Here is a 24,171-nt window from a genome sequence, read left to right as displayed (position 1 = left end):
ATGGGGGTTCAAGAACCGATTCATATACTGCTTGTCGATGATCGTCCTGAGAATCTGCTGGCGCTGGAAGCAGTGCTTGAAAGCCAGCATTATACGCTTGTCAAAGCCAATTCCGGTGAAGAAGCACTGCGGTGTTTATTAAGGCATGAATTTGCAGTGATTGTACTGGACGTACAGATGCCGGGTATGGATGGAATTGAAACCGCCAAATTGATCAAAGCCAGAGAGAAGACAAAAGATATTCCGATTATCTTTATCTCAGCCAACAGCAAAGAGGCGGAACATTTGTTCGCAGGGTATTCTGCCGGTGCAATTGATTATATGGTCAAGCCCTTCATTCCCCAGATTCTGAAATCCAAGATCGAAGGCTTCGTTGATATGTACCTCACTACCAAGAAACATCAGATGCAGACTATGCTTCTGCAGCAAAAGACACAGGAGCTGGAGAGAATAAACGGGGAGCTGACCAGGGCCAAGGAAGAGGCGGAAATTGCCGCCAAAGCCAAGACGGAGTTCCTTGCCATGATGAGCCATGAGATCCGAACGCCTATGAACGGTGTAGTGGGCATGATTGATCTGCTTATGGAAACAGAGCTTGCCCCTGAGCAGAAAGAATACACAGAAATTATCCGTAAAAGTGCCGATACCCTAATCACCGTCATTAACGATATTCTTGATTTCACCAAAATGGAATCAGGTAAAATGGAAATGGAGGAGCAGTTATTCGAGCTGCAGACCACGATTCAGGAGGTATTCAGCTTATTTTCTGCAGAAGCCGGCAAAAAAAATCTCGAGCTGGCCTATTTCATAGACCAGAAGCTGCCTAGGCTGATTTACGGGGATATGGCCCGTTTGCGTCAGGTATTAATCAATCTGGTGGCTAATGCGGTTAAATTTACCAATCAAGGCGGAGTTTACCTTGTTGCTTCTAGTGTGCCTTCGGAAGATAATAAATTGACGGTCGAGTTTACCATCAAGGATACCGGCATTGGAATTTCTCCAGAGAAATGTGACCGGCTGTTCCAGCCCTTCTCCCAGCTGGATTCCTCCATGACCCGCAAATATGGCGGAACAGGTCTCGGACTGGCCATCTGCAAATCTTTGGTGGGGATGATGGGCGGTGAAATCCGCGTGGAGTCGATGGAAGAAAAAGGTGCGACTTTTGTTTTTACGATTAAGACTGCTATTCCTGATGACGAGCTTGGGAAAAGCTTTCAGGAGGAAGAACATCCAGGTGCTGTATCCGGTCATCAATGGCGTAGGAAAGTCCTTGTTGTGGACGACCATCCAATTAATCAGCGTCTGATGGTCAGTATGCTGGACAAGCTGGGATATGAATCCACAGTGGCAGAGGATGGACAGCAGGCAGTGGAGCGGTCACTTCATGAGGATTACGATTTTATTTTTATGGACCTGCAGATGCCGGTGATGGATGGCTTAACGGCAACTTCCAAAATCCGGCAAGGTTCAGGCTATAATGCCACCAAAGCCGTTATTATTGCAATGACAGCAAACGTAATGGAAGGAGTTCAAAACCGCTGTTCGGCCGCAGGAATGGACGGGTATATCAGCAAACCTCTGAAGATGAGCAGTGTTCAGCAAATTATTTCACGTTATGCTAATGAGGATAACCCGGCAACACAGCGGAATACCACTCTTTATAAGGCATGATCCAATAAGTACCAGTGTGTCAATGTCGTGCTTTTTGTTTCAAGGGTACAGCTTTAGGGTTATTGGTAAAGAAAACATTTATCAGGAGAGATTGTCTATGAATACAAATAAAAGCGAAAAGTTCCACGCAAGAACTGAAACTGAAGGCAATGTATGCACGGTTTATTTAATCGGAGAGCTCGATTTGTCGGTTGCTCCCGATTTTCGTCTGGTTATGGAACCGCTCGTAGGGGACACTGGGCTTGATCTTGTAATTAATTTGAAGGAATTAAGATATATCGACAGCACAGGGATTGGTATTCTGCTCTCGATTCTAAAAGCAAGACATGGAATGGACGTTAAGTTTTCAGTTGAGGAAGTTCCGCCGCAAATTCAAAAGCTATTTGATATGACAGGTATCTCCAAGTTTTTTGCCCCCCAAGAGAATTCCCACTAGGAAAGGATCGAACTAAGGATGAGTGATGACGTGCAAAAAGTAGTTCTTCAGTTACCCGCAAGCGCAGAATATGTCGATATCGTCAGATTGAATTTATATGGCATTGCTTCCAAGATGGGTTTTACTTATGAAGATATTGAGGATATGAAAGTAGCTGTATCGGAAGCCTGTAACAACTCTGTGCTCTATGCCTACGGGCAGGAGGACGGTTTGGTTGACGTAATCTTTGAAGTTGGAACTGGGGCCTTGTCCATCACCGTCAAAGATGAGGGGGAGAGCTTTGACGGTATGGATGCGTCCGGAGAACGCATGACGCTGCATGACAAAGAGCTGAATGATGTTCAGGTAGGCGGCCTGGGATTTTACCTAATGCAAGCGCTCATGGATGACGTTAGCGTTGTGAGCGAAGCAGGGAGAGGGACAGTCGTAACCCTGACCAAACGGCTTAATTTCAGCGAGGAGAAAGTATGAACGAAAAAGTGACTCCCCCTGAGTCCATGAACGAAGCGGTAAGTCTGATCTGGGAATACCAGCAGACCAAAGATAATGAAATTGCAACAGTTTTGATCCGAAAATATGAACCGATGGTGAAGATGGCTGCCGGGAAGATTGCCCGCAACCGTCCTGACCTTTACGAAGATCTGTATCAGGTAGGCCAAATGGCGCTGATTAGGCTGCTGCAGCAATATGACATCAGCCTGGGAATTCCGTTTGAGCCTTATGCCATGAAAAGCATGATCGGGCATATGAAAAATTTTCTGCGCGACAAATCCTGGTACATACAGGTTCCTAGAAGGATCAAAGAGAAGGGTGCCCTTGTTCAGCAGGCCATTGATGAGCTAACCATCAGATTGGAACGTTCTCCTGCAGTTGAGGAAATTGCCCATTATCTTGATCTTACCGTAGAAGAGACAGTCGAAGTCCTGGCCGGAAGAGAGTGCTACCATTACGTATCCCTGGATTCCCCTCTCTCACAAGAGGAGACAGGTGCTACCCTTGGGGAACTCATCAGCTCTGAAGCCAACGATTATGAGACCGTGGAGAAGCGAATGGATTTGCAGCAAGCTCTGGGACAACTGAAGGAACAGGAGCAGCAGGTGCTGCTGCTGGCTTTCCAGGACGGCCAATCACAGCGTGCCATTGCCCAGAAACTTGGAGTGTCGCAGATGAGCGTATCGCGGATTCAAAAACGGGCTACAGAAAAGCTGAAACAGATTATGGCGAATTCATCCTATTGATATAGATAAGTGTATATAAGCCTGTACAAGTCTTGTAACCAAAAGGACATGCCCTTCCCGGCTGGGAATAGGGCATGTCCTTTTGGTCTCGGTGCAGTAAAAGGATAAGCGGATGCTGCTGATCCCGGGCGGGATCAGCTATTGGCATCAATATATTTTTTGATTTCTCCAAGATATTCACCGATCACCGGCACATCCAGGAACAGGCTGAGAATATAGCCCAATAAGCCGAGAATCACAAAGGTGCCAAGCGAGAGCCCCAGGCCACGGGATATGCCTGCCATCAGATTGGTAATAATCCGTTTTTTGGGGTTGGTATAGTTTTCAAGGATATCCTTGAACTCTGATTTTTCCAGGGAATCCGCAATTTTATCAAGCCGTGCATTTAGCCGTTTGACCTCATGCCTCAGCTCGAAGGGATGCTCCTCCACCTCGTATCTTTTCGTGTTGCTGCCCGCATCTCCCATAAGGCGTACCTGCTTTCTATAGCCCGTAACCGGACTTTAATAAGGAAATAAAGCCTCATTCGTCAGTAAGAAGCCATCTTTGAACATAACAACAGCCAGCTGCTAGTGAGCTGGCTGTTCCCTGCATTTAGATCAAGCCCCGGGTCACCACAGATTAGTAAGAAGATTTATAAGAGGCTTTAACTTCCTCTTTGGCATCCTTTGCAGTATCCGCTATATCCTTGGAAGAAGCGGAAGCTTCTTCGGCAACATCTTTGGAAGCGTCTTTTACGTCAGAAGCAACATCAGCCGATGCGCTTCCCACCGTATCACCGATTTTCTTGCCCGTTTCCGACAAAGTAGCGGCAATTTGCTGTTTGCTGTCATTGACTGTGGTGAAAATGTCCGAAGCTTTGGCCGATACAGTGCTGGCAATGTCGGTAGCCTTTTCTCCAACCGTTGCAGCAATCGTTTTCGTTTTATCCGTTACGACACCAGCAACCTCTTTTGTTTTGTCTGTAGCGGTCGAGAATTTTTCCGACAAGTCACTGCGCATTTCACGGCCCGGCTTGGGAGCGAACAGCAATGCTGCAGCAGCACCAATCAAACCTCCGATAAAAATCCCTTTGAAAAATGTGCTTCCACTCTCTACCGGATATTCCGTTTCTGCTTTATTCATTACCAATCACTCCTCATTTTGAATTATTGTAGTCCAGCGTCTCGGCTGCAGGTAATAACCAGCTGCCGTCATCTGGATATCAGGGTAGCCTGAAGGTTCTTACTTCGTATATAAACGTGGGTGAGTGGGCTGAAACAGCAAACAAGCATGGGAAAGATTGCCGTAGTATATGGAAGCATGAGTGAAATTTATTGGTTTTATGCTGCCGAAACTGCGATATTTGAAACTTTACAAACGGCTTGAAAAGTTTTGTCTATCATTATGCCTCGCGGAGAATCACATACCCGTAGGCGGGTAAATGGAGTTCTCCCCGTTCCCCGATGTCTGCCGGCTGCTGGAGCTCCTGGTTGATCCAGACACTCTCTGATTTAAGCGCTGATACTTGGGCGTCCATGGGAAATTCGGAGTTATTCATGATGACCAGGAACCGGTGGTGCTCATCCCGCCGTTCATAAACAAGCAGCGCAGGATGCTCTGGGTGCTCCATAAATTTAATCGCGCTGCTGCGGAATGCGGAGTTCGATTTCCGCAGCTGGATGGCCCAGCGGTAATACTCCAGAAGATCCTGATTCTGTTTCATGGGGTCCCATTCCATGCATTTCCGGTTGTGTGGATCATACTCCCCATCCATGCCGATTTCATCCCCGTAATAGATACAAGGCGTACCCTGAAAGGTCATCAGGAACAGAAAGGCCAATTTCAGCCGCCGGGTATCCCCGCCGCAGTGGGTCAGGAAACGTACTGTATCGTGGCTGTCCATTAAGTTAAAGGAAGCTTCCGTAATCTGCTGCGGATAATTGGCCAGCAAAGCTCCGACCGACCGCGAGAACTGACCGGCATCGGTCTGCCCACGGGCAAAAAAGTTCAGCAGCATGTTCGTCAGCTGATAATTCATTACGGCGTCGAACTGATCTCCGAGCAGCCATGGCAAGGAATCATGCATGATTTCTCCAACGAGATATGCATCGGGATTGATCTGTTTGACCATAGTGCGGAAATCGCGCCAGAACTGATGGGAAACCTCGTTGGCGACATCCAGGCGCCATCCGTCTACACCGATTTCCTCAATCCAATAGCGGCCGACTTTCAGCAGATATGCCTTGACTTCCGGATTCGCTGTGTTAAATTTAGGCATAATCGGCTCAAAGGCGAAGGTATCATAGGTGGGGATTCCCCCGTTGACTCCGGGAGGCCACTCTTTGACATGAAACCAGTCAGCATAACGCGAAGCGCGTCCGTTCTCCAGCACATCCATAAATGGGGGGAAAGTATGGCCGCAGTGGTTAAATACCCCGTCCAGCAGCACACGGATTCCCTTCGCATGGCAGGCATCCACAAGTTCTTTCAGCAGTTCATTCGTCCCGAAATGAGGGTCTATTCTTAAATAATCTGCGGTGTCGTATTTGTGATTGGTGGTTGCCGTAAAGAGAGGGTTGAAATAAATGGCGTTAATGCCGAGTGTGCACAGGTAATCCAAATGCTCCAGCACGCCTTGCAGATCTCCGCCAAAAAAATTCGTCGGGCTCGGTGTGCCCCCCCATTCCAGTACGCCTTCGGGATCATTGGAAGGATCCCCGTTCGCAAAACGTTCCGGGAATATCTGATAAAAAACGGCATCCTTCACCCAAGCGGGCGGACGGTGCACATCTTCAGGGCTCAGTATTGGAAAGTCAAACAGGCCCTCATAGATAACTTCAGGGGGCTGTTCAAGAAACCCCTTTTCAAGAAAATATATGGTATTTCCTTCATTGTGCAGCGCAAAATAATAAGCCAAGCGGCGGTGGGGCGGCTGAACGGCTGCCTGCCAGTAATCGAACAAATTATCGCTGGACAGACGTTCCATAGAATAAACGGAATGAGTCCTGTCCCAGCCGTATTTGTCCCCGCAAATTAAATCTACCTGTGATACATCGTCCCGTTTCGTCCGGAGGCGAATATGGATTGCAGTCTCGTCGTAGGCATAAGACCAGTTCTGGCCCATCCGGTGATAAACGCTTTCCAGGTGAATCATACCCATATCATCCCTTCGCGGCAGCAAACGCAAAAAAGGGTTCAACCTCACCATTGTGGAGGTTGAACCCTTTCGGCTTCATTGCCTTTAAATTTTCCTGCATCATAACATATGTTTTCCGCTTATGGCAAGCGCTTATTTTTACTGAGCCAGGAGGGTTGGAAAATGGAGAGATACTTAGATATTGATTCAATTCGGAAGAAAACAATATGGAAAGATTGAAAAAACGGGGGCATTTTTAAATTAAAGCGCTTGCATTCAAATTTCCGGTTATTATAGAATGAGGGCAAACAAACTTAGTCATCTGTAAATACACTAAATTTTAAAGGCAATGTTACCTGTGAAGGTACAACCTCGGCACTTTGTGCAATAGGGGTTGTACCTTTTTTATTTGCCTGAATGTGTGTGCGAGACAGGTTTGTTCAATGAGTATTACAGGGGAGATGAGTGCATGAAGAGATTTAAGCATTCCAAAATGAATGCGGTATCATTGATGGTAGTTTTATGTATGCTTCTGGTTTTGACGGCCACAGCCTGCAGCTCAGGCAGCCCGAATACCGCCTCCAGCCCGAAGAGCGGGAACAACCAGCCCGCCGAATCTTCTGCTCCGGAGAATACCGCCGATCCGGAAATGGAGCCGGAGCAGGGAGCGAAGCTGATGGTTTGGGAAGCCAAGGAGCAGCTTGACTACATGAAGGAGGTTGCCGCCGATTTTGAGAAAAAATACGGTGTCCCCGTCACCGTTGAAGAATTGGCGGGTGGTGACCAGGGAGGGCGGCTGGCTACAGATGGTCCATCCAAGCTTGCGGCCGACGTGCTGACCCTTCCGCATGACCAGATCAGCCAGGCCGTCAAAGCCGGTCTGCTTTTGCCCAATGATGTGTTTGAGGAGGAAACGAAAGCAAGTATGGTGCAGACAGCGCTGCAGGCATCATCCTATGATGGGGTTCTGTACGGTTATCCCAAGTCGGTAGAGACTTATGCGCTGTTTTATAATAAGGACCTGATGCCCGAGGCTCCCAAGACCTGGGATGATGTTATTGCTTTTGCCAATAAGTATAACAAGCCGAAAGAAAACAAATTTGCAGTCATGTGGGAGTTTGTCGGGTATTATTCGTATCCGTTTATCGGCAGCTTCGGCGGCTATATTTTCGGCGATGGCAATAACAATCCGAAGGATATCGGCTTGAATAATGAAGGTACAATCAAAGGATTCACTTTTCTCCAGAGCCTGAAAAAAATCCTGCCGCTGAATGCGGGAGATATCACCTTTGATGTGAAAACCCAGCTGTTCCAGGAAGGAAAACTTGCCATGAACATTGACGGTCCGTGGTCCACAGGGTCGTTCAAGGATCATATCAATCTTGGATTGGTACCGCTTCCAAAGGGGCCGGACGGGGAGGAAATGATATCGTTCTCTGGCGTCAAATCCTATTATGTTAACTCTTATACCGCATATCCCGTTGCCGCCCGGTTATTCGCACATTTTGCCAGCAGCAAAGAAAATCAGCTTAAAAATTACAAAATGACCGGAGCGATCCCTGCAAACATTGAAGCCGGTGAATCACAGGAAATAAAAAATGACCCCATTACCCTCGGGTTCTTTGAACAGTTCCAGCACTCCGTGCCAATGCCTGCGATATCTGAAGTCAATGCCGTATGGGAACCCTTAAAGGCCGCTTTTGTATCCCTGTGGAACGATCCAAGTCTTGATGTCAAGCAGACCATGGATCAGACGGTGAAGACAATTCAGTCCGATCTGGAGTCGAAATAAAGGACAGGTGGTTTGACTTATGCCAAAAAAAACAGGCGCAGCGGTGCTTTCGGCTGTAATCCCGGGCCTGGGACAGATATACAACCGGCAGTGGTTGAAAGGGCTGACGTTCCTGCTGACGGGTATGGCCTGGTTCTATTTCATGATCCATGGTTTGACCGGTCATCTGCGCGGTCTGATTACACTAGGCGAGCTGCCGAGCCGGATGGTCAAGGTAGGTAAGATGACCCGGATGGTAGAGGGCGACCACTCCATTTTCATGATGATTAACGGTCTGATGGCGCTGCTTGCGCTGCTCTTGTACTGCGGATTTTATCTGCTGAATATCAGAGATGCCTTCATGGTCGGAGCGGCGCGGGCGAGACAGGAGCCGATCCGGTCCTTCGGCCAATCGCTCAAGTATATGGGCCGGAGACATTTTGCCTATCTGGTGCTGGCAATTCCCTTAACCGCTATAGTTTTTCTGACGATCCTGCCGCTTGTGTTCTCGGTCCTCCTGGCGTTTACCAACTATGCGGACCCGATTCTGCCCCCGGCTAATCTGGTAGACTGGGTCGGCTTCGGCAACTTTAAGAAGATGCTGAGTCTGGATGTATGGAGCTCCACTTTTGTCGGTATTCTGACATGGACCTTGTGCTGGGCGGTTATAGCCACGGTAACGACTTACATCGGAGGGGTCCTTGTCGCTGTGCTCATTCACCAGCCGCGCGTCCGTTTCAAAAAGCTGTGGCGGACTCTGCTGATTGTGCCTTTTGCCATTCCCAATATGATCTCGCTGCTCGTGATGCGCAATATGTTCAACAACCAGTTCGGACCGGTCAATAAATATCTGGGAATGATTGGGCTGAACGGCCTGCCTTGGCTGACAGACCCGTTCTGGGCTAAAGTCACCGTTATACTGGCCAACATGTGGATCGGCATTCCGGTTACGATGATCCTTGCCTTCGGTGTGCTGACCACCATACCGCGGGACTTGTATGAGGCAGCTGAAGTGGACGGTGCCGGATCGGCGCATAAGTTCCGGATGATTACGTTGCCCATGGTGCTTTTTGCAACCGCCCCCATTCTTATTATGCAATTTGCAGGCAATATTAACAGCTTCAATGTGATCTATCTTATGACCAACGGAGAGCCGGTCAATCCTCATTACCAATATGCAGGCGATACCGATCTGCTCGTGACCTGGCTGTATAAATTGGCGCTGAACCAATCGCAATACAGCTTCGCTTCCGTTATCGGAATTATCATCTTCCTGCTGGTCGCCACATTTTCCATCTGGAGCTACCGCCGGACACGGTCCTATAAAGAGGAGGATATGATCACATGAACCGGAAACCGGAGGAAGCCGCAAAAACGATTGGCAGCTATGCCTTGCTGATTCTGCTTAGCTTCATCAGCTTGTTCCCCGCTATTTGGATTGTGATGTCCTCGTTCAAGACGGGAAACAGCCTGTTCAGCGACACCTTGATTCCGCACAAGCTGACCTTAGTTCATTACCAGGAGTTGTTTGAGCAGACCAAGTATCTGCAGTGGTTCCTGAACACACTTAAAGTTGCAGCTCTCTCGACACTGATCGGCACCTCTCTTTTGCTGCTGGCCTCTTATGCTATATCCCGGTATCGTTTTGCGGGCAGAAAAAGCATGCTGACGGCGTTTTTGGTTCTGCAAATGTTCCCGGGATTCATGGCGATGATTGCCATTTACGTGCTGCTGAACACCCTGGGGCTGCTTAATTCGCATTGGGCTCTTGTGCTTGTTTATAGCAGCGGATCGATAATTACGAACGTTTTTGTAGCCAAAGGGTTCTTTGACACCATTCCGAAGAGCCTGGAGGATGCCGCTCGGATAGACGGGGCGAGCCACATGAAAGTGTTCCTTTCCATTATGATGCCGCTGTCGAAGCCAATGCTCACCTATGCCAGTCTGATGATCTTTAACGGCTGCTTTGTGGATTTTATATTCGCTGATCTTATTCTGCGTACAGAGGAGAAGAGAACGCTTGCTGTCGGCCTGTTCCGCATGGTGAATCAGAGCAATTCGACCGAATTCACCCTGTTTGCAGCCGGCGCGGTTCTGGTTGCTCTCCCGGTAACACTGCTCTTTATTTTTCTGCAGCGGTTCCTGATTGAAGGCCTGACTGCAGGCGCGATGAAAGGCTGATTGAGTTCAGGCGATAAACTGTATAAATCAACGATCGGCCACCTTGCGGGAATCTGCAGTTCAGTCCACATTTCCCGCGGGTGGTTTTTTTTGGTTTGGAATAATATAGTAAATGATAATGATTGACCCGGAAGGGATGCGGGTAAGAAATACATAATTACAGCACCTATAACAACAATTAATTGAGAAGCGGCCATACCCTGAAGTACGGATAAGGTTCCCACATCATTGGAGGTGCATTTAATTATGATCAAAGTAATCACATCAGCAGAGCGCCATACTTCGAATAGAGAATGGATACACAGTGAGTTCAGCTTTTCTTTTGCCGATTATGATGACCCGAGCAATGCGCACTTTGGAGCCCTGCTAGCCCATAACGACAATGAGCTGAGCCCCGGACAAGGCATGCATGAGCATCCGCATCATGATCTGGAGATTATTACTTATGTAGTATCGGGGGTGCTGAAGCATCAGGATGATCTCGGGAATCATGCAGAACTGCAAGGGGGAAGTGTCCAGGTCATGAGTGCGGGGACGGGAATCAATCATTCGGAAACGAACCCGTCAGACAGCGCTAATGCCCGTTTTCTGCAAATATGGCTGCTCCCGGATCAGCCGGGGCGGCAGCCCAAATGGGATGCAAAGTTCTATCCGGCAGAGCATAAGACCAATACTCTTTTGCCTGTAGCATCAGGAAAAGGGGAAGAGAGTGCGCTGGAGATCAATGAGAATGTAACCATCTACCTGTCTTCTCTGGAGCGGAGCCGGGCACTGAAATACCAGCAGCGTGAAGACAGGCGGACACATATCTATCTCATCTCCGGCAATCTGGAGATTGCTTGCTCGGATGGAGTGTTCCAGCTTCAGCCGGGCGATGCAGCCCGCATCCGCAAGAGCTGTGATCTGATCCTTAAAGGAACGGGCAGTGACAGCAACGCGGAGTTCGTACTGATTGACCTTCCGTAGCTTCCGGAGCCGGTAAGTCAAAAGAGAGCCCCATCCTAACATCCATCAGCTGGTGGATGTCAGGATGGGGCTCCTGTCCGTGTGTATGCTTTTTTACTTGTCCCGCAGGCGTCCAAGCTCGGAGACCAGCGCTTCCACCTGGGAAATGCTCAGCCTGTCACTGCCCATTGCGACTTCATAAATATCAAGAATGTCCTCGTAATTCTTCACTGAAAAGGCAGAGGCCTGCATGGCTGCCGCACTCGCCATCTTGAGCTTGCTCTTAATGCCCTCGATCATATATTCAACATTTTCCTGGGTAGGCTGCGATAAATCCATTGGGTTTAACAGTCCTCTCTATATATTAATTCAAACATTCTAACATGTTTCAGGACGCAAACACCATTGTTTTGTCCATTTCGGTGATATCTGTTAAATTATAAGCAATACACGTGCCATAAAAAGTAGAGGGAGGCAAGGACATTGGCAATCAGGGAGCAGGAAAGCAGAAAACGCAAAAAAATGGATGCTTCCGGGCTGATATTCTTCTTCCGGGAGATCGCATCCCGGCATCCGCTGGAGCAGATCACGTTTCTGTGTATTGGCACAGACCGGTCCACAGGTGATGCGCTAGGGCCACTGACCGGCAGCCAGCTCTTAGAGCACGGCTTTCCGCATGTAAGCGGGACAATGCCTTCTCCTTGCGACGCAGATAATTTGGAGGCACGGATAGCGGAAATTCCTGCCGGGCAGGTTGTTATTGCCGTTGACGCCTGTCTGGGTCCCCCGGCTTCCCTTGGCTATTTCCTGACGGCTGCTGAGCCGCTGCGGCCGGCCCAATCGGTGGGGCTGAACCTGCCGGCAGTGGGACATTACAGCTTGGCGGCTATTGTAGATGTCAACGGACCCCGGCCATACCGGACACTGCAGAGTACCCCCTTGCACAGAGTGATGGTAATGGCTAAACAAATAGCCCTGGCTGCTGCGGCCGGTTTCGGAATGGAAACCCGGAAAGCGTTTCAAGATTGAAGAAATAGCTTAAATATTTAAGACAAGCAAACCGTCTCAGACCACGATCATCCAGTTGTCCGCGAGCCGGGTTTGACTACTACATAGAAAGAGGGGAAGCTGCCATGGAAATTGTTCGTTGTGAGGGAAGCAATATTTGTTACAGTGATCAGGGCAAAGGTGACGTTATTGTACTGCTGCACGGCTTCTGTGGAAGCTCCAGCTATTGGGAGCAGGTGATTCCGTTCTTAAGCGGCAATTACCGGGTAATCGCTCCGGATTTGCGGGGGCATGGCGTCTCGGATGCTCCACTCGGGGCGTACAGTATAGATCAGATGGCTGATGATGTATTGTCCCTGCTTAATGCGCTGGAGATTCCAGAGTGTTATCTGCTGGGTCATTCCCTTGGCGGCTATATTGCTCTTTCCTTCGCCCAGCGCCACCCCTCCCGTCTGAAAGGATTCGGACTGATTCACTCTACCGGTTATCCGGACAGCGGGGAGGCTAAGGAGAACCGTCTGAAAAGTGTCAGCAAGATTCAGAATGAAGGAATCTTCGCTTTTGTGGATGGGCTGGTGCCGGGGCTATTTGCGCCGGGCGCAGCTCCGCAGCTTCTCGAACGAACGAAGGAAATTGGCTACAGAACGCCTCCTCAAGGGGCAGTAGGAGCCGCGATGGCGATGCGCGAGCGTCCTGACCGCCGAGACGTCATCTCAGCCACGGCACTGCCGGTGCTGCTTGTAGCCGGTTCAGAGGACAGCAAGGTGTCCCCGGAGCGGACATTTACCTCGAACAAGCCAAATGTCACCCAGGCAACCATATCCGGGGTAGGGCATATGAGCATGTATGAAGCACCTGAACGTTTGGCCGAAATCATCAAGGACTATGTGCATGCAGCTGTGCGCAATTAATCAGAGATCCTATGCGGGGCAAGATCCTGCAGAGGATACCCTTAAAGAGGCAGCACCCGACGAAACGGGGCTGCTTCTTTTATTATTTTGAAAATTAGGATTCCTTTCCTTGTGGATAATATGTGTATAAAGTTGGGGATAAGTAGACGGGAAATCAGCAAATTCCCTCAAAAGGGTGGGGATCAGTCGGATTCCATAGCCTTCTTCCAACTGGCGCTTGTGAAGAAGCAGGTGAAGTACTTGTTGCAAAAAGGAAACATAATTGTTCGAATGATTGCGCCAGGAGCGAAATGAGCTGAATGAGTTAACCTTTTTTCACTTGGAATTGCCGCAGGATTCATAAAGGGTTCTCCAGGCAACGCTGAACTGAAATCCAAAACGGCTACCTAATGCTATATTACTGGAAATTACGGATAGCCGGAATGCTCAGCACGAGCGCAATGCAGGCCATGCCCAGCCCCGAAAAGATGGCAATTGTTGCTACACCGCCGATCAGATCGGCCAGCCAGCCGACCAGAATATAGCCGACCGGCAGCAGGGCGAAGGAGCCCAGGAGATCAAGGCTTGCTACACGCCCGAATGCTTCCTGCGGCACCAGCTCCTGCATGCTGATCTCCCAGATCAGCATGAATACCATGAGCCCGAAGCCCTCCAGGGAAAAGAGAATCACCGCACCAGCTGCACTGGGGACGAAGGGAAGCAGAAGGAGGGACACCCCGCTGATAAAAGCTCCGCCATAAGCCATCAGGCCACGGCGGCTCCATCTCTGGCGGGTCCCGAAGATCAGTCCGGCAAGGATGGCTCCGGCACCGGAACAGGTGACGGCAAGCCCGTAGAGGTATGGCTCCCAGCCATGATGGACTTTAAAAAGCCACGGTACCAGAATGCTCGTAATTCCGCCATAGCAAATATTGATAAATGAAAACGCAAGAATGGTAATCCAGAGCCAGGGATGGCTGCGCAGTACAGCAAGCCCCTCCATGAAATCCTGCTTCCAGTCGGTTGAAGGGGACGGAGCGGCCATGGACCCAGCCGTGCCGGATGCATCAGTCCGCACTCTGGCAATCAGCGTTCTGCGCAAATAGATCAAGCATATGAATGAGAATACATACGTAAAGGCATCAAGGCCAAAGCCGATACCTGCCGACAGGTGAGTGATAAGCAGCCCGCCGAGAGCAGGACCGATCAAACGGACGGTCTGTGTGGTTATTTGGGTTACCGAGTTTGCAGTGACCCGGATGTCCGGTGTAAATATTGTAGCCCGGACCGCCGCATATGCCGGTTGGAAGAGGCCGTCAAGCAGGCCGTAGCAGCCGATTAATACCAGCAATAACGGAATGATGAGCAGTCCGGTCAAGGCCAGCACGGCCGTAGCGAGCATAATTAAGGCGCGGAAAATATCAGCCAGCATCATGATCCCCACCCGGTCATAACGGTCCACAATGTGCCCGGAGACCGGCAGCATGAGGATGTTGGGCAGCATGTAGACAGCCATTACGACACCCATGGTTGTCGTAGATCCAGTCAGGGAATAGACCAGGACAGGGAGAATTACCATGGTCACCGAGCTCCCGAGGAAAGAAATCAGATGTCCCAGCCACAAAAAGGGAAACGCGCGGGATTTGGCAAAAGGTGCGGCAAACCCGCGGAATGGATTGATTTTACCTGATTCAGAATTGCTTGCAGGCATCATCTCTAAGGGGTCACCTCCGGCTCGGAAGTCCTTAGATGTCCGATGACGACATCAACGCCATATTCAGTCCCCAAGGTAACCTTGGATTCCCAGGAGGAGATAAAATCCATCATCTCCCGCCGGAAGCTCTCCAGCTCTTCCGGGGACAAGGTCAGTCTTGTCGTGAAATGGTCCACCTGATCCTCCGCCCGGAATTGAAAACCGCTGAAATTTTCCGAACGGAACCAGGTGGCCTTCGAACGGTAAAATTTCTGGACAATACCTCCGGCAGCCTCCGTCCGGACAAGCTCCAGCAGTCCGCCTTCAAACAGCCTGCTGATGTGATAATGGACATTCCCCGGTGTTTTCTCCAGCTTTTGGGCTACCTGCTTGGAGGTCAGGGGTTCTGCAGCCAGCAGATGCATAATCTTGATCCGCAGTGCACTTTCCAGCAGCTTTTCCTGTTCGGGGGACACCTTCAGAGGCCGGGGCTGGCCGGAAGCTTGATATTCCTTATTTTCATTCATCTGTAAACCCTCCGATCCGGAATCAGGACGTACTGCATTATAGTTCGATCTGGATTACAGATCATGTTACTGGCAGTGTATTCCATCATGTGAAGATCTGTCAACAGACAATTGCTGCAATGAGCTTCTGCATGCCTCTGGCTTGCAAGTAGCGCTAAGCGGTGTAATGGTTTAAGATGAATCCCAAGGGCAGTCTTAAGAAGCTGGCCGCTGAAGGAAGATTTGCAGTCCAGGCGCTGCAGCTATGGAAGGAGTGTGCAATATGTTCCGAAGAGATTACATTGTGCGGATGATTGAGGACATGACCGCAATGGTCGCCAAGGTAATGACGCTTAAGCAGGAGAAAAAGACGACCGAAGCCCTGTGGGAGGTTGATGAGCTGCTGATCCGGCATTTCCGCCTGAATTCCCGGCTGCTGAATTCATTATCCGTAGAGGATATTATTGATATGTATCTGCTGGGTGGCGTTGTGGAATCCGATAAGCTTCAGGGTGTAGCCCGGCTGCTCAAGGAAGAAGGAGCCATCTATACAGCGGCGGGGGATAAGGAAGCTGGGCTGTTCAGAGCTATGAGGTCGCTGCACCTGTTTTTGTATGCTGATCTGCATGGTGCTGACCGTGCTTTGCTGCAAATGCCGGCTGATATCGACGAGCTTTTGAGAGAAACCCAGGCATATAGTCTGCCGGCAAAAACAGAGCGGCTGCTGCTGTCCTACATGGAATCGCTCGGGCGCTACGCCAAGGCGGAAGACAGTCTCTACAGGCTGTGGGAGCAAGGACAGGATGTTGGCCAGGAGGGTAAAGAACTGTACGGCCGGCTGTTGCTGAAAAGTCCGGAAGAACTGGAACTCGGCGGTCTCCCGGCAGAAGAGGTCAGAGAAGGCCTGAAAGAATGGGAAAGACGTACGGCTGCTGTCAGACAGTAATGAAGCCTTGCGCGGACTGCTATTTTCCAACTGAAATAATGCTATACTATATAAATTGAACTTATAATCCGTAGCGTTCACATTAGATCACAATGGAGGATTTGTGGCATCACTGTAACTTCTGCATTAAAAAAGGTTTTGCGATAAATCACATACTGTATTTCGTGCAATTTAATTCCGGATTTTAGGCAAAAATAAGAATCACACTATAAATTATCTTCTGTTTGGCGAAAGTGAGATGTACCCTGTGGAATCTTTAAATGCTTTAATTGAACAAGTCATGAGCGGCCGCACACTGATTACGGCCACTCTTAGCCAGCTGCGAAGCAAAGGTGAAACGACCTACACCAAGGTGCAGGTGAAGCCCGTTGAATTAAAGGGCAAGCTGTATTATCAGTTTGCATACTTTACCGGTCCCAAGGTTGAGCACCGCAATATTCCGGCGGAGGGAGCGGCGGAAGAATTAATGTCACTGTTCAGAGAGAAGTTTCGTCAAGGGCTGCTATGTACCATCGAGGCTGATTATCAAGTGCTGATCAGTAAAAAGTATAAGGTATCCATCCTGACCAAATCACCGAGCAAGCAGGAGGCGCCCAATCTGGCCCATAACCGCCGCAAGCGGTATGTGCTGGATGAAGGCGAGCCAGTGCCGTTTCTGATAGAGCTGGGCATTATGAACAGCGAGGGAAAAGTGCTTGCCAAGAAGTACGATAAGTTCCGTCAGATCAACCGTTTTCTGGAGATGGTGGAAGATGTGCTGGCCGATCTGCCAACCGGCCGTCCGCTGACCATTGTGGATTTTGGCTGCGGCAAATCCTATTTAACCTTTGCGCTGTATCACTACCTGGCCATCCGCGAGCAGCGGGAGCTGAATATTGTCGGACTTGATCTCAAAGCCGATGTGATTGAGCACTGCAGCGCGCTTGCAGCCAAGCTCAGCTACAGCAAACTCCGTTTCCTGGTTGGTGATATCGCAGATTATAACGAGCTGGATCAGGTTGATATGGTCGTAACGCTTCATGCCTGCGATACTGCAACCGATGCAGCACTGGAAAAAGCAGTCCGCTGGGGTGCCTCGGTGATTCTGTCTGTTCCCTGTTGCCAGCATGAGCTGTTTGCCCAGATCGAAAGCGAGGTGCTGAATCCGCTGCTGTCGCATGGTATCCTGAAGGAGCGCTTCTCAGCCCTCGCGACCGATGCGATCCGGGCGAAGCTGCTGGACCTCATGGGATACCGCACACAGCTGCTGGAGTTCATTGACATGGAGCATACCCCGAAGAACATTTTGATCCGGGCCGTCAAAGGCGCAAGCGGAGACAATACCGCCAAATGGCGCGAATACAGCGCATTCCGTGACTTTCTCGGTGCTAAGCCGTATCTTGAGCGCGTCTGCGCTGATCTGCTGCCGGGTGAAAGCGCAGTGCAGGGCTAATTTCCTTCATACGATGAATCATTAATGCCATGACAGGACGGCCGCTTCCCTACGGGAGCAGGTTCGTCCTGTTTGTGCTGCCTTTTGTTTTCCAGGCATTCTGGAAAGACTAGAGGTAACTTGAGTCATACAGGGGAAATTCAAATGAGATGGAATAACCAAGACAGCCAGAAAAAAGCGCTAGTCTTCGCTTGTACAGGTGCTGTATCCGCAGCGGTCATGGCAGCTTCCCTGCTGAGGGGGATGTTTTTTGCCGGAGAGATCTATATGTTTCTCACGGTGTGGTTGGCACTGTGCGGGCTTCTTTGCGTTTGGGGCCAGGCAGCCTCTGCATTGCGCCATGCTGAAAGAGGGGGTTATGTTCTCGCGATCCCTGTGGTGAATAAGGCGGCTCTGATCCTGCTGGGCTGCCCGCTGGCCATCCTTATCCTATACGCATGGGCGGGTCTGCGGGGTCCTGTGTCTGCTCAAGAGACAGCGGATGAACTGCTGCGCTGGGCATTCTATGCCACTTTTGCCATACTGGCCCATTTCTGTGCGGCTGACCGGCACGGCGCGCGGTTTCTTACGGCAATTTGGCATGTGACGGGAATGACCATCAGCTTGAGTGCTTTGCTTGCAGTATGCGCAGAGCTGAAGCTCCCCTATGCGATAGCATACACCGCAGCACCTGAAGTCAGCGCCACCGGTGCCAGACTGGCTGGCCTGCTGCAGTATCCCAATACCTTCGGGGCGGTCATGGCTGTGTTCCTGCTGGAGCGGCTGTTTGCCGCTGCAGGCCAAGTGGAACGGGCACAGTCCTTGGCGGCAGAACGGTGCACTGGAACTAAGGAGCGGAGCGGCGGGAACGGGAACAGCGGGCCGAAAAAAATCCGAAAGGGCATAGATGGGGAGGTGACGCATGGGGTTAGGGAGTGGAGCGGCAGGGGGAGCAACGGGCGGAGAAAGATGCTCAGAGTGCGGGGCATTGCACACAGGATTATCGTGTGGGGGTGGAGCGGCAGGAAAGGGAAGAGCGGGCGGCGAAACATGCAGAGAGAGCGGGGATTTACGCACAGGATTATCGTGTGGGGGTGGAGCGGCAGGAAAGGGATTAGAGGGTTGCGCGGATGGTGCAGCAGCGCAGAAAAGCGGCAGCTGCTGCTGCGTATGCTGCGCATGCTGCCGCTTTTCCCTTACGCTGCCGCGCTGCTGCTCAGCGAGTCGCGCGGCGCATGGCTGGCCGCGGCCTTGGCCTCTGCCGCGGCCCTGCTCTGGAAGCGGCAGCTCTGCATGCCGCTTCTGCTTGCCGGTGCCGCGCCTATGGCCGCTGCGGCATTGCTCTACCGCCAACTGGCCCGGACCGGGCTGGCGGTAGAGCCTGTGTCCGGCCTGCTTCTGCTGGCCGGACTGTGGGGCGCCGCCCTGCTTGGCGGCGCCTGGCTGTGCCGCCGCCGGACGGGCGCGGCAGGCGGGGGGCATGCCGCCAGGGCAGCTCTGGCGGCGGCACTTTGGACGGCGGCGGGGAGCGCCGTCCTCCTGCAGGTGAGCGAGCGGATCACCGGACCGTCATCGACGGTCGCCGCCCGCGGGCTGTTCTACCGCGATGCCTGGAAGCTCGCGGCAGAAGCGCCCTGGCTGGGGCGCGGGGGCGGGACCTGGCGGAGCACATATCTTGCAGCTCAGTCCCGCCCCTATGTGGGCAGCCAGGTGCATAGCGGATACCTGGACCTCCTGCTGAACCTGGGAGGCGCCGGCCTTGCGGTAATCCTGCTGCTGCTGTTGGCCGCAGGATGGCTGGTGGCGGCAGAGGCGCCAAGGCTGCTGCCGCCCCTGCTGGCGCTTGCCTTGCATAGCGCCGTCGATTTTGACTGGAGCTACGGTCTTGTCTGGCTGCTGCTGTTCCTGCTGACGGCGCTTGCCCGTGCCGAGAAGCTTCACCACGCTGCCGCAGACAACTCCCCGGTACTCCCCGCAGCTGCCCAGCCGCCGCCCATCCCTGGCGGCCCCGGAAGTCTTGCTGAAGAACCTGTTCCCGCGCCAGCGGGTTCAATCCCTGTGTGCCCGGCAACAGCAGGAGCCGCAGCTTCGCCGACACCCTTGCTTCAAGGACCGGCTAGCCCCTGGCGTCTGATGTCCCTTACGTTACAGCATCCCCTGCTGAAAGTTTCGGCAGTAACACTGCTCTGCAGCGTCACTCTGGCGCTGTCCGTATTGTCCTTTCAAATGACGAAAGGGGAGTCGCTATACAAGCAGGCTGCTGGCGCTTCCCAGAGAGAATACAGGATCTCCCTGCTGCGGCAATCTCTGCAGTGGAACCCCCGTCAGCCGCAGGCCGCTGCTGCTTTATCCAGAATGCTTCCGGAGCCAGAGGGAAGTGCCCTGCTCCGGAAGGCTCTGGGCTATACCCCGGAAGCCGCCGCTTTGAACTGGGAACTGGCCAAGCGGGCAATGGACGGAAATAATCCGGGAACAGCTCTGTATTGGGTGCGGAAAAGCGAAGCGCTGGATGTTTTTAATGCAGCCAAGCGGGTAGAAGCAGCTAAAGGAATGCTGGGTATGAGTATGCGGAGCCTGAAGGCGGGGGACAGGACAGCTTCAAGCCAGAGTGCAGAAGCGGGCCTGGAGCTGCTGCGCCAGTACCGGTTGTTGGCGGAACAAGAGGATAACAAGGGGAGGCAGCACAATGACCGCCGGTTTGGCGTCCACCAAGAAGCCGAAGGCGTAGACCTTCGGCTGAGAGAAGCATGTGCGGCTGCAGGCTGTTTTCAGGCGGCAATTCTCCCTGTGGGCGGGGAGGGCACTAAGCCGGAAGTTGAGCCTTGATTTTGTGGATTTTTTTCTCGCCTATATCTATCATTGAACCTCAAAGTTGTATTGGAGAACGTAAGCTAAGTGGAAAAAGTAAAACTAAATTTGCTGAAATCCTGTCTCCGGCGACCTTTAGTGGGATTTTGTACACCTAATTCCTGCGTTTTTACTCCGCAAGGCCGATTTGAGCCGGATTAGTGATACTTTTTCCCACACAGGGTACTTTATGGGCTCAAGCGGTTCAATTCGTGATACTTTTTCCACTAAAGAGGGCTGCCTTCTTGGAGCCATTTTCAGATTCATCTCAACTAATATGACTTTAAGCCCTGCTGCGGGTTGAGATCAGCCACGAATACGCAAAGGGCAGGATGATAACAATCACCAGCGCGGCAATAATCATACTGATGGACAGGCTTTTTGGTAAAAATGCTCCCAGCACGATCAGCAGACCGCCGATCATCCACATGACACCGGAGAAACGGTGCGTCTTCCGCCATACCTCCGGGCTGGCGAGTGTCCATGCGGTGCGGATACCTGTGAAATAGTTGTCTCTAATCTGCGGCATAAAGTTGCCGACCACAATAAACAGCAGGCCTAGAGCAACCATAGCGATTTTGCCGGCAGGAATGCTCTGATCCAGACCGTAGGAGACGTTCAACACGAGCATAGCATCGAACAAAGCCGCGATCGCGAGACGGATCATTTTGTAGGCGTTTGGAAATTTATTGTAGTTTTCTTTCTTCGGATCGAAGCTCTTGATGAACTGCATCGCCAGCGGAAAAACCAGTCCCATAAAGCCCATAAAAGCGATAATGGAGCCTTTGCTCCAGTACGTGTTGACCTGACCGCTGATGCTGAATTGAGCAGGAAGCTGGTCGGGCAGCCTGCCGTAATTGACCAGCGCATAGCCTAGCGAGAGAAGACCCAGAATGACAATCACCGTATCCTGCCATTTCCAAATGAAGTTTTTCATTTCAATCAACCTCCTTGTTTTTATCCTGATTCTGTTTGGGTTTGGACTCTGTGCGTCTATGCGTTTCGCCCTCTTTTCCAGTACCTGTGAACTCAAGGAACCAGCCGAGTACCTCTTCAAGCACGGTCGTATCGAGCGAATACAGAATAAATTGACCCTGACGTTCGTCCTGCACCAGTCCCGCATGCTTCAGAGCATTCAGATGATGCGAGATGCTGGGTTTGGACATATTAAAATAATCGGCGATCTCCCCGGCGGTACGATCCTTTTCCCTTAGAAGCCTCAGGATCTGCCTCCGGGTCGGATCTGCAAGCGCCTTGAAGGATTCATTCATGTTCATCCGGCCTTTCGACATTTAAATAATTATCTAAATATATAATAAGTATTCCGGATCAGTTATGTCAATCGTCAAATTTCCATTAAATTTTTGCTTGAACGGCACCGTTCTTATTTAAGGAAATGCGCCACCCTTGCTGCTCGCCTGTGAGATTTTCAGTTTCCCTTAAGTAGAAGTCGTAAGCTCGCATATGCTAGAATAGGCTAGGAGAAGCTGGGTACATAGAGCGGAATCGCCAAGAGCCTTATAGGGCGTAAGCGAATTCGGCGAAAAAAACGGGAGGAGGAGCTGCATTTGCACTTTATTTCTGATCTGATCTCGCAATTGTTTGAATGGATTCAGAGTCTTGGGTATTTCGGGATTATGATCGGGCTTATGATTGAGGTTATCCCAAGTGAAATTGTTCTGGCCTATGGCGGTTATCTGGTCTCGCAGGGGCATATTAATTATTTTGGCGCAGTTCTTTTCGGTACGCTTGGCGGAGTTATCGCCCAGATATTTGTGTATTGGATTGGCCGTTATGGGGGCAGGCCCGTGCTGGAGAAATACGGAAAGTACATTTTTATCAAGAAAAAGCATATTGACCATTCCGAAGAATGGTTCAATAAGTATGGTACAGGCGTCATATTCACTGCCCGGTTCATTCCAATTGTGCGTCATGCCATATCGGTTCCTGCCGGAATCTCGCGCATGCCGCTGGGTAAGTTCACTTTGCTGACTACCCTTGCTGTAATTCCGTGGAGTGCGCTGTTTGTCTATTTGGGCTATTCGCTCGGCGACAAATGGGAAACGATTGACGAAGTAGCCGCACAGTATACCCATGAGCTGCTTCTTGCGGCCATTGCTATTATTGTTATATACTTCCTGTTCAAATGGTACAAATCCAAGAAGAAAGGTAGTGCAGTATGAAGCAGAATGTAGCTCATAAGTTTGGTCAGGGCCTTACTCCGCGCCAGTTCGTGGAAGGTATGACGAAGAACCAGCAGGCTTTTGAATCGTGGTACGAAAAATTCGCCTGGGAAGATCAGGATGACCGTGCGTATTTTGAAAGTCTGAACCACCGTGACGATCTGCGCGTGCTGATATTAGCTGCCGATTGGTGCGGTGATGTTGTGCGCAATGTGCCGGTGGTGTTCCGCATTCTGGAAACGGCAGGGATCAAAACCGAGGTGCTGATTCTGGAAGAAAATCAGGACGTAATGGATGATTTCCTGACTATGGGCGGAAGAGCTGTGCCGATTGTTATTTTTACCGATACAGGCGGTTATGTGCTGGGCCACTGGGGTCCCCGTCCGGAGCATGTGCAATCGCTGATGAGGGAGTTTAAGCGGGAGAATCCCGACCGTGAGGCTCCTGACTATGAGAGCAAAATCGCCGAAGTCCGCAAGGCGATGGGCCAAGCTTACGGGGAAGGAACGGAGTCGCACGCAGTGATTGCCAAAGAGCTGCGCAGCCTGATCTCCGGATTCTAAAAAGCGATGCTAAATATTCGTTCCTATAATCTGGGCCCCCTTCAGACGAATGCCTATCTGCTTACCGGGGCGGATCCCGGACGCGGCGTCATCATTGATCCCGGTGCGAATCCTGCGGCTCTTCTGCGCGCTGCCCAGGGAATGGAGATTGAGGCTGTTCTGCTGACCCATGCCCACTTCGATCATATTGCCGGGCTTGACGAGATCCGCCGGGCCAAGAAATGCCCCGTGTACTTGCACACTCTGGAGAGCGAATGGCTGGAGAACCCCAAGCTGAATGGCTCATTGATGTGGCCCGATGCCACACCGGCCATCACCACAGAACCTGCCGAGTATGATTTGGCAGATGGACAGGTGCTTAAGCTGCTGGGGCTTACCTTTCGTGTGATGCATACGCCGGGGCATTCTCCGGGCAGCGTCAGCTTCCTTTGCGGCAATGATCTCTTCTCCGGAGATGTGCTCTTTAAACTGGGTGTCGGACGGACTGATTTGCCTGGCGGGCGGGAACGGGACCTCATTGATTCCATACGGAACAAATTGTACCGGCTGGATGAAGAAGTCAGAGTATTTCCTGGCCATGGGCCGCGGACAACGATCGGTTTTGAGCGGCAACGTAACCCTTACGTTCCTATGTTATGATCCGTTTCTCTCGGAATCGACATTTTAGTACAAAAAATTAATGGACAAGAGACTACAAAGTTGATAAAATAATGTTAATTAAATGTAACATTTAACCTCGCGAAGCACGCAGACTGTGGAATAAT

24 protein-coding genes are annotated in these 24,171 nt (G+C 51.0%); 16 read left to right on the top strand and 8 right to left on the bottom strand.

The genetic code is table 11. The annotated features are described in order from the left end of the window. From PGRAT_RS26985 to PGRAT_RS26970, 4 genes are all read left to right on the top strand, one after another. Positions 1-1,671, top strand: a complete 1,671-nt coding sequence (locus tag PGRAT_RS26985; protein ID WP_025709406.1) for a response regulator — start codon at positions 1-3, stop codon at positions 1,669-1,671. A 97-nt stretch (positions 1,672-1,768) separates the two neighbouring features. Then, positions 1,769-2,107, top strand: coding sequence for an STAS domain-containing protein (locus tag PGRAT_RS26980; protein ID WP_025709404.1), 339 nt, complete (start codon positions 1,769-1,771; stop codon positions 2,105-2,107). Positions 2,108-2,125: 18 nt separating this feature from the next. Next, positions 2,126-2,578, top strand: a complete 453-nt coding sequence (gene rsbW / locus PGRAT_RS26975; RefSeq protein ID WP_025709402.1) for an anti-sigma B factor RsbW — start codon at positions 2,126-2,128, stop codon at positions 2,576-2,578. Then, positions 2,575-3,345, top strand: a complete 771-nt coding sequence (locus PGRAT_RS26970; RefSeq protein WP_025709401.1) for a sigma-70 family RNA polymerase sigma factor — start codon at positions 2,575-2,577, stop codon at positions 3,343-3,345. Before rsbW ends, PGRAT_RS26970 begins: the two co-directional genes overlap by 4 nt. A gap of 134 nt (positions 3,346-3,479) precedes the next feature. On the opposite strand, the gene PGRAT_RS26965 is transcribed toward PGRAT_RS26970, so the two are convergent. From PGRAT_RS26965 to PGRAT_RS26955, 3 genes are all read right to left on the bottom strand, one after another. Further along, on the bottom strand, positions 3,480-3,812 hold the full coding sequence (locus PGRAT_RS26965; RefSeq protein WP_025709399.1) for a DUF5665 domain-containing protein: 333 nt from the start codon (positions 3,810-3,812) through the stop codon (positions 3,480-3,482). Between the two features lie 154 nt (positions 3,813-3,966). Beyond that, positions 3,967-4,470: a YtxH domain-containing protein gene (locus PGRAT_RS26960; RefSeq protein WP_025709398.1), complete on the bottom strand. Its 504-nt coding sequence runs from the start codon at positions 4,468-4,470 to the stop codon at positions 3,967-3,969. Between the two features lie 259 nt (positions 4,471-4,729). Continuing rightward, a complete protein-coding gene (locus PGRAT_RS26955) occupies positions 4,730-6,481 on the bottom strand; it encodes an alpha-glycosidase (protein ID WP_036707326.1) in 1,752 nt (583 codons plus the stop codon). A 451-nt stretch (positions 6,482-6,932) separates the two neighbouring features. Here PGRAT_RS26955 and PGRAT_RS26950 point away from each other — a divergent pair, with 451 nt between their 5' ends. The 4 genes from PGRAT_RS26950 to PGRAT_RS26935 all read left to right on the top strand — a co-directional run bounded on the left by PGRAT_RS26950 (position 6,933) and on the right by PGRAT_RS26935 (position 11,381). Continuing rightward, a complete protein-coding gene (locus PGRAT_RS26950; protein ID WP_025709393.1) occupies positions 6,933-8,255 on the top strand; it encodes a sugar ABC transporter substrate-binding protein in 1,323 nt (440 codons plus the stop codon). A gap of 19 nt (positions 8,256-8,274) precedes the next feature. Beyond that, a complete protein-coding gene (locus tag PGRAT_RS26945; RefSeq protein WP_025709392.1) occupies positions 8,275-9,582 on the top strand; it encodes a sugar ABC transporter permease in 1,308 nt (435 codons plus the stop codon). Beyond that, positions 9,579-10,415 (top strand): sugar ABC transporter permease, encoded by an 837-nt coding sequence (locus PGRAT_RS26940; protein ID WP_025709390.1) that lies wholly within the window; start codon positions 9,579-9,581, stop codon positions 10,413-10,415. The genes PGRAT_RS26945 and PGRAT_RS26940 overlap by 4 nt, the downstream gene beginning before the upstream one ends. Positions 10,416-10,661: 246 nt before the next feature. After that, positions 10,662-11,381 (top strand): pirin family protein, encoded by a 720-nt coding sequence (locus PGRAT_RS26935; RefSeq protein ID WP_025709388.1) that lies wholly within the window; start codon positions 10,662-10,664, stop codon positions 11,379-11,381. Between the two features lie 93 nt (positions 11,382-11,474). On the opposite strand, the gene PGRAT_RS26930 is transcribed toward PGRAT_RS26935, so the two are convergent. Then, the gene (locus PGRAT_RS26930) at positions 11,475-11,699 is read right to left on the bottom strand and encodes a DUF1128 family protein (RefSeq protein ID WP_020426842.1); all 225 of its coding nucleotides are present in this window, start codon (positions 11,697-11,699) and stop codon (positions 11,475-11,477) included. Between the two features lie 183 nt (positions 11,700-11,882). On the opposite strand from PGRAT_RS26930, the gene yyaC reads away from it, so the two are divergent. Together yyaC and PGRAT_RS26920 are read left to right on the top strand one after the other, a co-directional pair. Beyond that, positions 11,883-12,389 (top strand): spore protease YyaC, encoded by a 507-nt coding sequence (gene yyaC, locus PGRAT_RS26925; protein WP_042268405.1) that lies wholly within the window; start codon positions 11,883-11,885, stop codon positions 12,387-12,389. A gap of 104 nt (positions 12,390-12,493) precedes the next feature. Further along, positions 12,494-13,279, top strand: coding sequence for an alpha/beta fold hydrolase (locus tag PGRAT_RS26920; RefSeq protein ID WP_025709384.1), 786 nt, complete (start codon positions 12,494-12,496; stop codon positions 13,277-13,279). 397 nt (positions 13,280-13,676) lie between these two features. Here the strand turns inward: PGRAT_RS26920 and PGRAT_RS26910 are convergent, their stop codons facing one another. Together PGRAT_RS26910 and PGRAT_RS26905 are read right to left on the bottom strand one after the other, a co-directional pair. After that, on the bottom strand, positions 13,677-14,969 hold the full coding sequence (locus tag PGRAT_RS26910) for an MFS transporter (RefSeq protein WP_167337253.1): 1,293 nt from the start codon (positions 14,967-14,969) through the stop codon (positions 13,677-13,679). A gap of 5 nt (positions 14,970-14,974) precedes the next feature. After that, on the bottom strand, positions 14,975-15,478 hold the full coding sequence (locus PGRAT_RS26905) for an ArsR/SmtB family transcription factor (protein ID WP_025709381.1): 504 nt from the start codon (positions 15,476-15,478) through the stop codon (positions 14,975-14,977). 262 nt (positions 15,479-15,740) lie between these two features. Between PGRAT_RS26905 and PGRAT_RS26900 the strand changes: the two genes are divergently transcribed. The 3 genes from PGRAT_RS26900 to PGRAT_RS31955 all read left to right on the top strand — a co-directional run bounded on the left by PGRAT_RS26900 (position 15,741) and on the right by PGRAT_RS31955 (position 20,640). Beyond that, positions 15,741-16,403 carry a DUF6483 family protein gene (locus PGRAT_RS26900; protein WP_025709379.1) on the top strand — a complete coding sequence of 221 codons (663 nt, stop codon included), beginning with the start codon at positions 15,741-15,743 and terminating at the stop codon, positions 16,401-16,403. Between the two features lie 238 nt (positions 16,404-16,641). Continuing rightward, complete coding sequence (locus tag PGRAT_RS26895) at positions 16,642-17,835, top strand: class I SAM-dependent methyltransferase (RefSeq protein WP_036707314.1); 1,194 nt, start codon at positions 16,642-16,644, stop codon at positions 17,833-17,835. A 144-nt stretch (positions 17,836-17,979) separates the two neighbouring features. Further along, positions 17,980-20,640, top strand: coding sequence for an O-antigen ligase family protein (locus tag PGRAT_RS31955; protein ID WP_052415737.1), 2,661 nt, complete (start codon positions 17,980-17,982; stop codon positions 20,638-20,640). A gap of 304 nt (positions 20,641-20,944) precedes the next feature. Here the strand turns inward: PGRAT_RS31955 and PGRAT_RS26885 are convergent, their stop codons facing one another. Both PGRAT_RS26885 and PGRAT_RS26880 read right to left on the bottom strand, forming a co-directional pair. Further along, positions 20,945-21,598 carry an SdpI family protein gene (locus tag PGRAT_RS26885; protein ID WP_025704546.1) on the bottom strand — a complete coding sequence of 218 codons (654 nt, stop codon included), beginning with the start codon at positions 21,596-21,598 and terminating at the stop codon, positions 20,945-20,947. Position 21,599: 1 nt separating this feature from the next. Continuing rightward, entirely contained in the window at positions 21,600-21,932 is a 333-nt protein-coding gene (locus tag PGRAT_RS26880; RefSeq protein WP_025704545.1) for an autorepressor SdpR family transcription factor, read from the bottom strand. Positions 21,933-22,229: 297 nt separating this feature from the next. Between PGRAT_RS26880 and uptA the strand changes: the two genes are divergently transcribed. The 3 genes from uptA to PGRAT_RS26865 are packed head-to-tail and all read left to right on the top strand — an operon-like array spanning position 22,230 to position 24,046. Beyond that, on the top strand, positions 22,230-22,844 hold the full coding sequence (gene uptA, locus PGRAT_RS26875; RefSeq protein ID WP_025704544.1) for an undecaprenyl phosphate transporter UptA: 615 nt from the start codon (positions 22,230-22,232) through the stop codon (positions 22,842-22,844). Beyond that, entirely contained in the window at positions 22,841-23,407 is a 567-nt protein-coding gene (locus PGRAT_RS26870; RefSeq protein ID WP_025704543.1) for a thioredoxin family protein, read from the top strand. Before uptA ends, PGRAT_RS26870 begins: the two co-directional genes overlap by 4 nt. A gap of 6 nt (positions 23,408-23,413) precedes the next feature. Continuing rightward, positions 23,414-24,046 (top strand): MBL fold metallo-hydrolase, encoded by a 633-nt coding sequence (locus tag PGRAT_RS26865; RefSeq protein WP_025704542.1) that lies wholly within the window; start codon positions 23,414-23,416, stop codon positions 24,044-24,046. Positions 24,047-24,171 lie beyond the last annotated feature (125 nt).

The sequence above is a fragment of the Paenibacillus graminis genome, assembly GCF_000758705.1.
GTDB lineage: Bacteria > Bacillota > Bacilli > Paenibacillales > Paenibacillaceae > Paenibacillus_AQ > Paenibacillus_AQ graminis.
This window is presented reverse-complemented; position numbering and strand designations above follow the sequence as displayed.

What these genes read in the sequence shown, in the direction of transcription:
- PGRAT_RS26985 (WP_025709406.1), top strand. Translation starts at nt 1, where the DNA reads ATGGGGGTTCAAGAACCGATTCATATACTGCTTGTCGATGATCGTCCT.
- PGRAT_RS26980 (WP_025709404.1), top strand. Translation starts at nt 1,769, where the DNA reads ATGAATACAAATAAAAGCGAAAAGTTCCACGCAAGAACTGAAACTGAA.
- rsbW (WP_025709402.1), top strand. Translation starts at nt 2,126, where the DNA reads ATGAGTGATGACGTGCAAAAAGTAGTTCTTCAGTTACCCGCAAGCGCA.
- PGRAT_RS26970 (WP_025709401.1), top strand. Translation starts at nt 2,575, where the DNA reads ATGAACGAAAAAGTGACTCCCCCTGAGTCCATGAACGAAGCGGTAAGT.
- PGRAT_RS26965 (WP_025709399.1), bottom strand. Translation starts at nt 3,812, where the DNA reads ATGGGAGATGCGGGCAGCAACACGAAAAGATACGAGGTGGAGGAGCAT.
- PGRAT_RS26960 (WP_025709398.1), bottom strand. Translation starts at nt 4,470, where the DNA reads ATGAATAAAGCAGAAACGGAATATCCGGTAGAGAGTGGAAGCACATTT.
- PGRAT_RS26955 (WP_036707326.1), bottom strand. Translation starts at nt 6,481, where the DNA reads ATGATTCACCTGGAAAGCGTTTATCACCGGATGGGCCAGAACTGGTCT.
- PGRAT_RS26950 (WP_025709393.1), top strand. Translation starts at nt 6,933, where the DNA reads ATGAAGAGATTTAAGCATTCCAAAATGAATGCGGTATCATTGATGGTA.
- PGRAT_RS26945 (WP_025709392.1), top strand. Translation starts at nt 8,275, where the DNA reads ATGCCAAAAAAAACAGGCGCAGCGGTGCTTTCGGCTGTAATCCCGGGC.
- PGRAT_RS26940 (WP_025709390.1), top strand. Translation starts at nt 9,579, where the DNA reads ATGAACCGGAAACCGGAGGAAGCCGCAAAAACGATTGGCAGCTATGCC.
- PGRAT_RS26935 (WP_025709388.1), top strand. Translation starts at nt 10,662, where the DNA reads ATGATCAAAGTAATCACATCAGCAGAGCGCCATACTTCGAATAGAGAA.
- PGRAT_RS26930 (WP_020426842.1), bottom strand. Translation starts at nt 11,699, where the DNA reads ATGGATTTATCGCAGCCTACCCAGGAAAATGTTGAATATATGATCGAG.
- yyaC (WP_042268405.1), top strand. Translation starts at nt 11,883, where the DNA reads ATGGATGCTTCCGGGCTGATATTCTTCTTCCGGGAGATCGCATCCCGG.
- PGRAT_RS26920 (WP_025709384.1), top strand. Translation starts at nt 12,494, where the DNA reads ATGGAAATTGTTCGTTGTGAGGGAAGCAATATTTGTTACAGTGATCAG.
- PGRAT_RS26910 (WP_167337253.1), bottom strand. Translation starts at nt 14,969, where the DNA reads ATGCCTGCAAGCAATTCTGAATCAGGTAAAATCAATCCATTCCGCGGG.
- PGRAT_RS26905 (WP_025709381.1), bottom strand. Translation starts at nt 15,478, where the DNA reads ATGAATGAAAATAAGGAATATCAAGCTTCCGGCCAGCCCCGGCCTCTG.
- PGRAT_RS26900 (WP_025709379.1), top strand. Translation starts at nt 15,741, where the DNA reads ATGTTCCGAAGAGATTACATTGTGCGGATGATTGAGGACATGACCGCA.
- PGRAT_RS26895 (WP_036707314.1), top strand. Translation starts at nt 16,642, where the DNA reads ATGTACCCTGTGGAATCTTTAAATGCTTTAATTGAACAAGTCATGAGC.
- PGRAT_RS31955 (WP_052415737.1), top strand. Translation starts at nt 17,980, where the DNA reads ATGAGATGGAATAACCAAGACAGCCAGAAAAAAGCGCTAGTCTTCGCT.
- PGRAT_RS26885 (WP_025704546.1), bottom strand. Translation starts at nt 21,598, where the DNA reads ATGAAAAACTTCATTTGGAAATGGCAGGATACGGTGATTGTCATTCTG.
- PGRAT_RS26880 (WP_025704545.1), bottom strand. Translation starts at nt 21,932, where the DNA reads ATGAATGAATCCTTCAAGGCGCTTGCAGATCCGACCCGGAGGCAGATC.
- PGRAT_RS26870 (WP_025704543.1), top strand. Translation starts at nt 22,841, where the DNA reads ATGAAGCAGAATGTAGCTCATAAGTTTGGTCAGGGCCTTACTCCGCGC.
- PGRAT_RS26865 (WP_025704542.1), top strand. Translation starts at nt 23,414, where the DNA reads ATGCTAAATATTCGTTCCTATAATCTGGGCCCCCTTCAGACGAATGCC.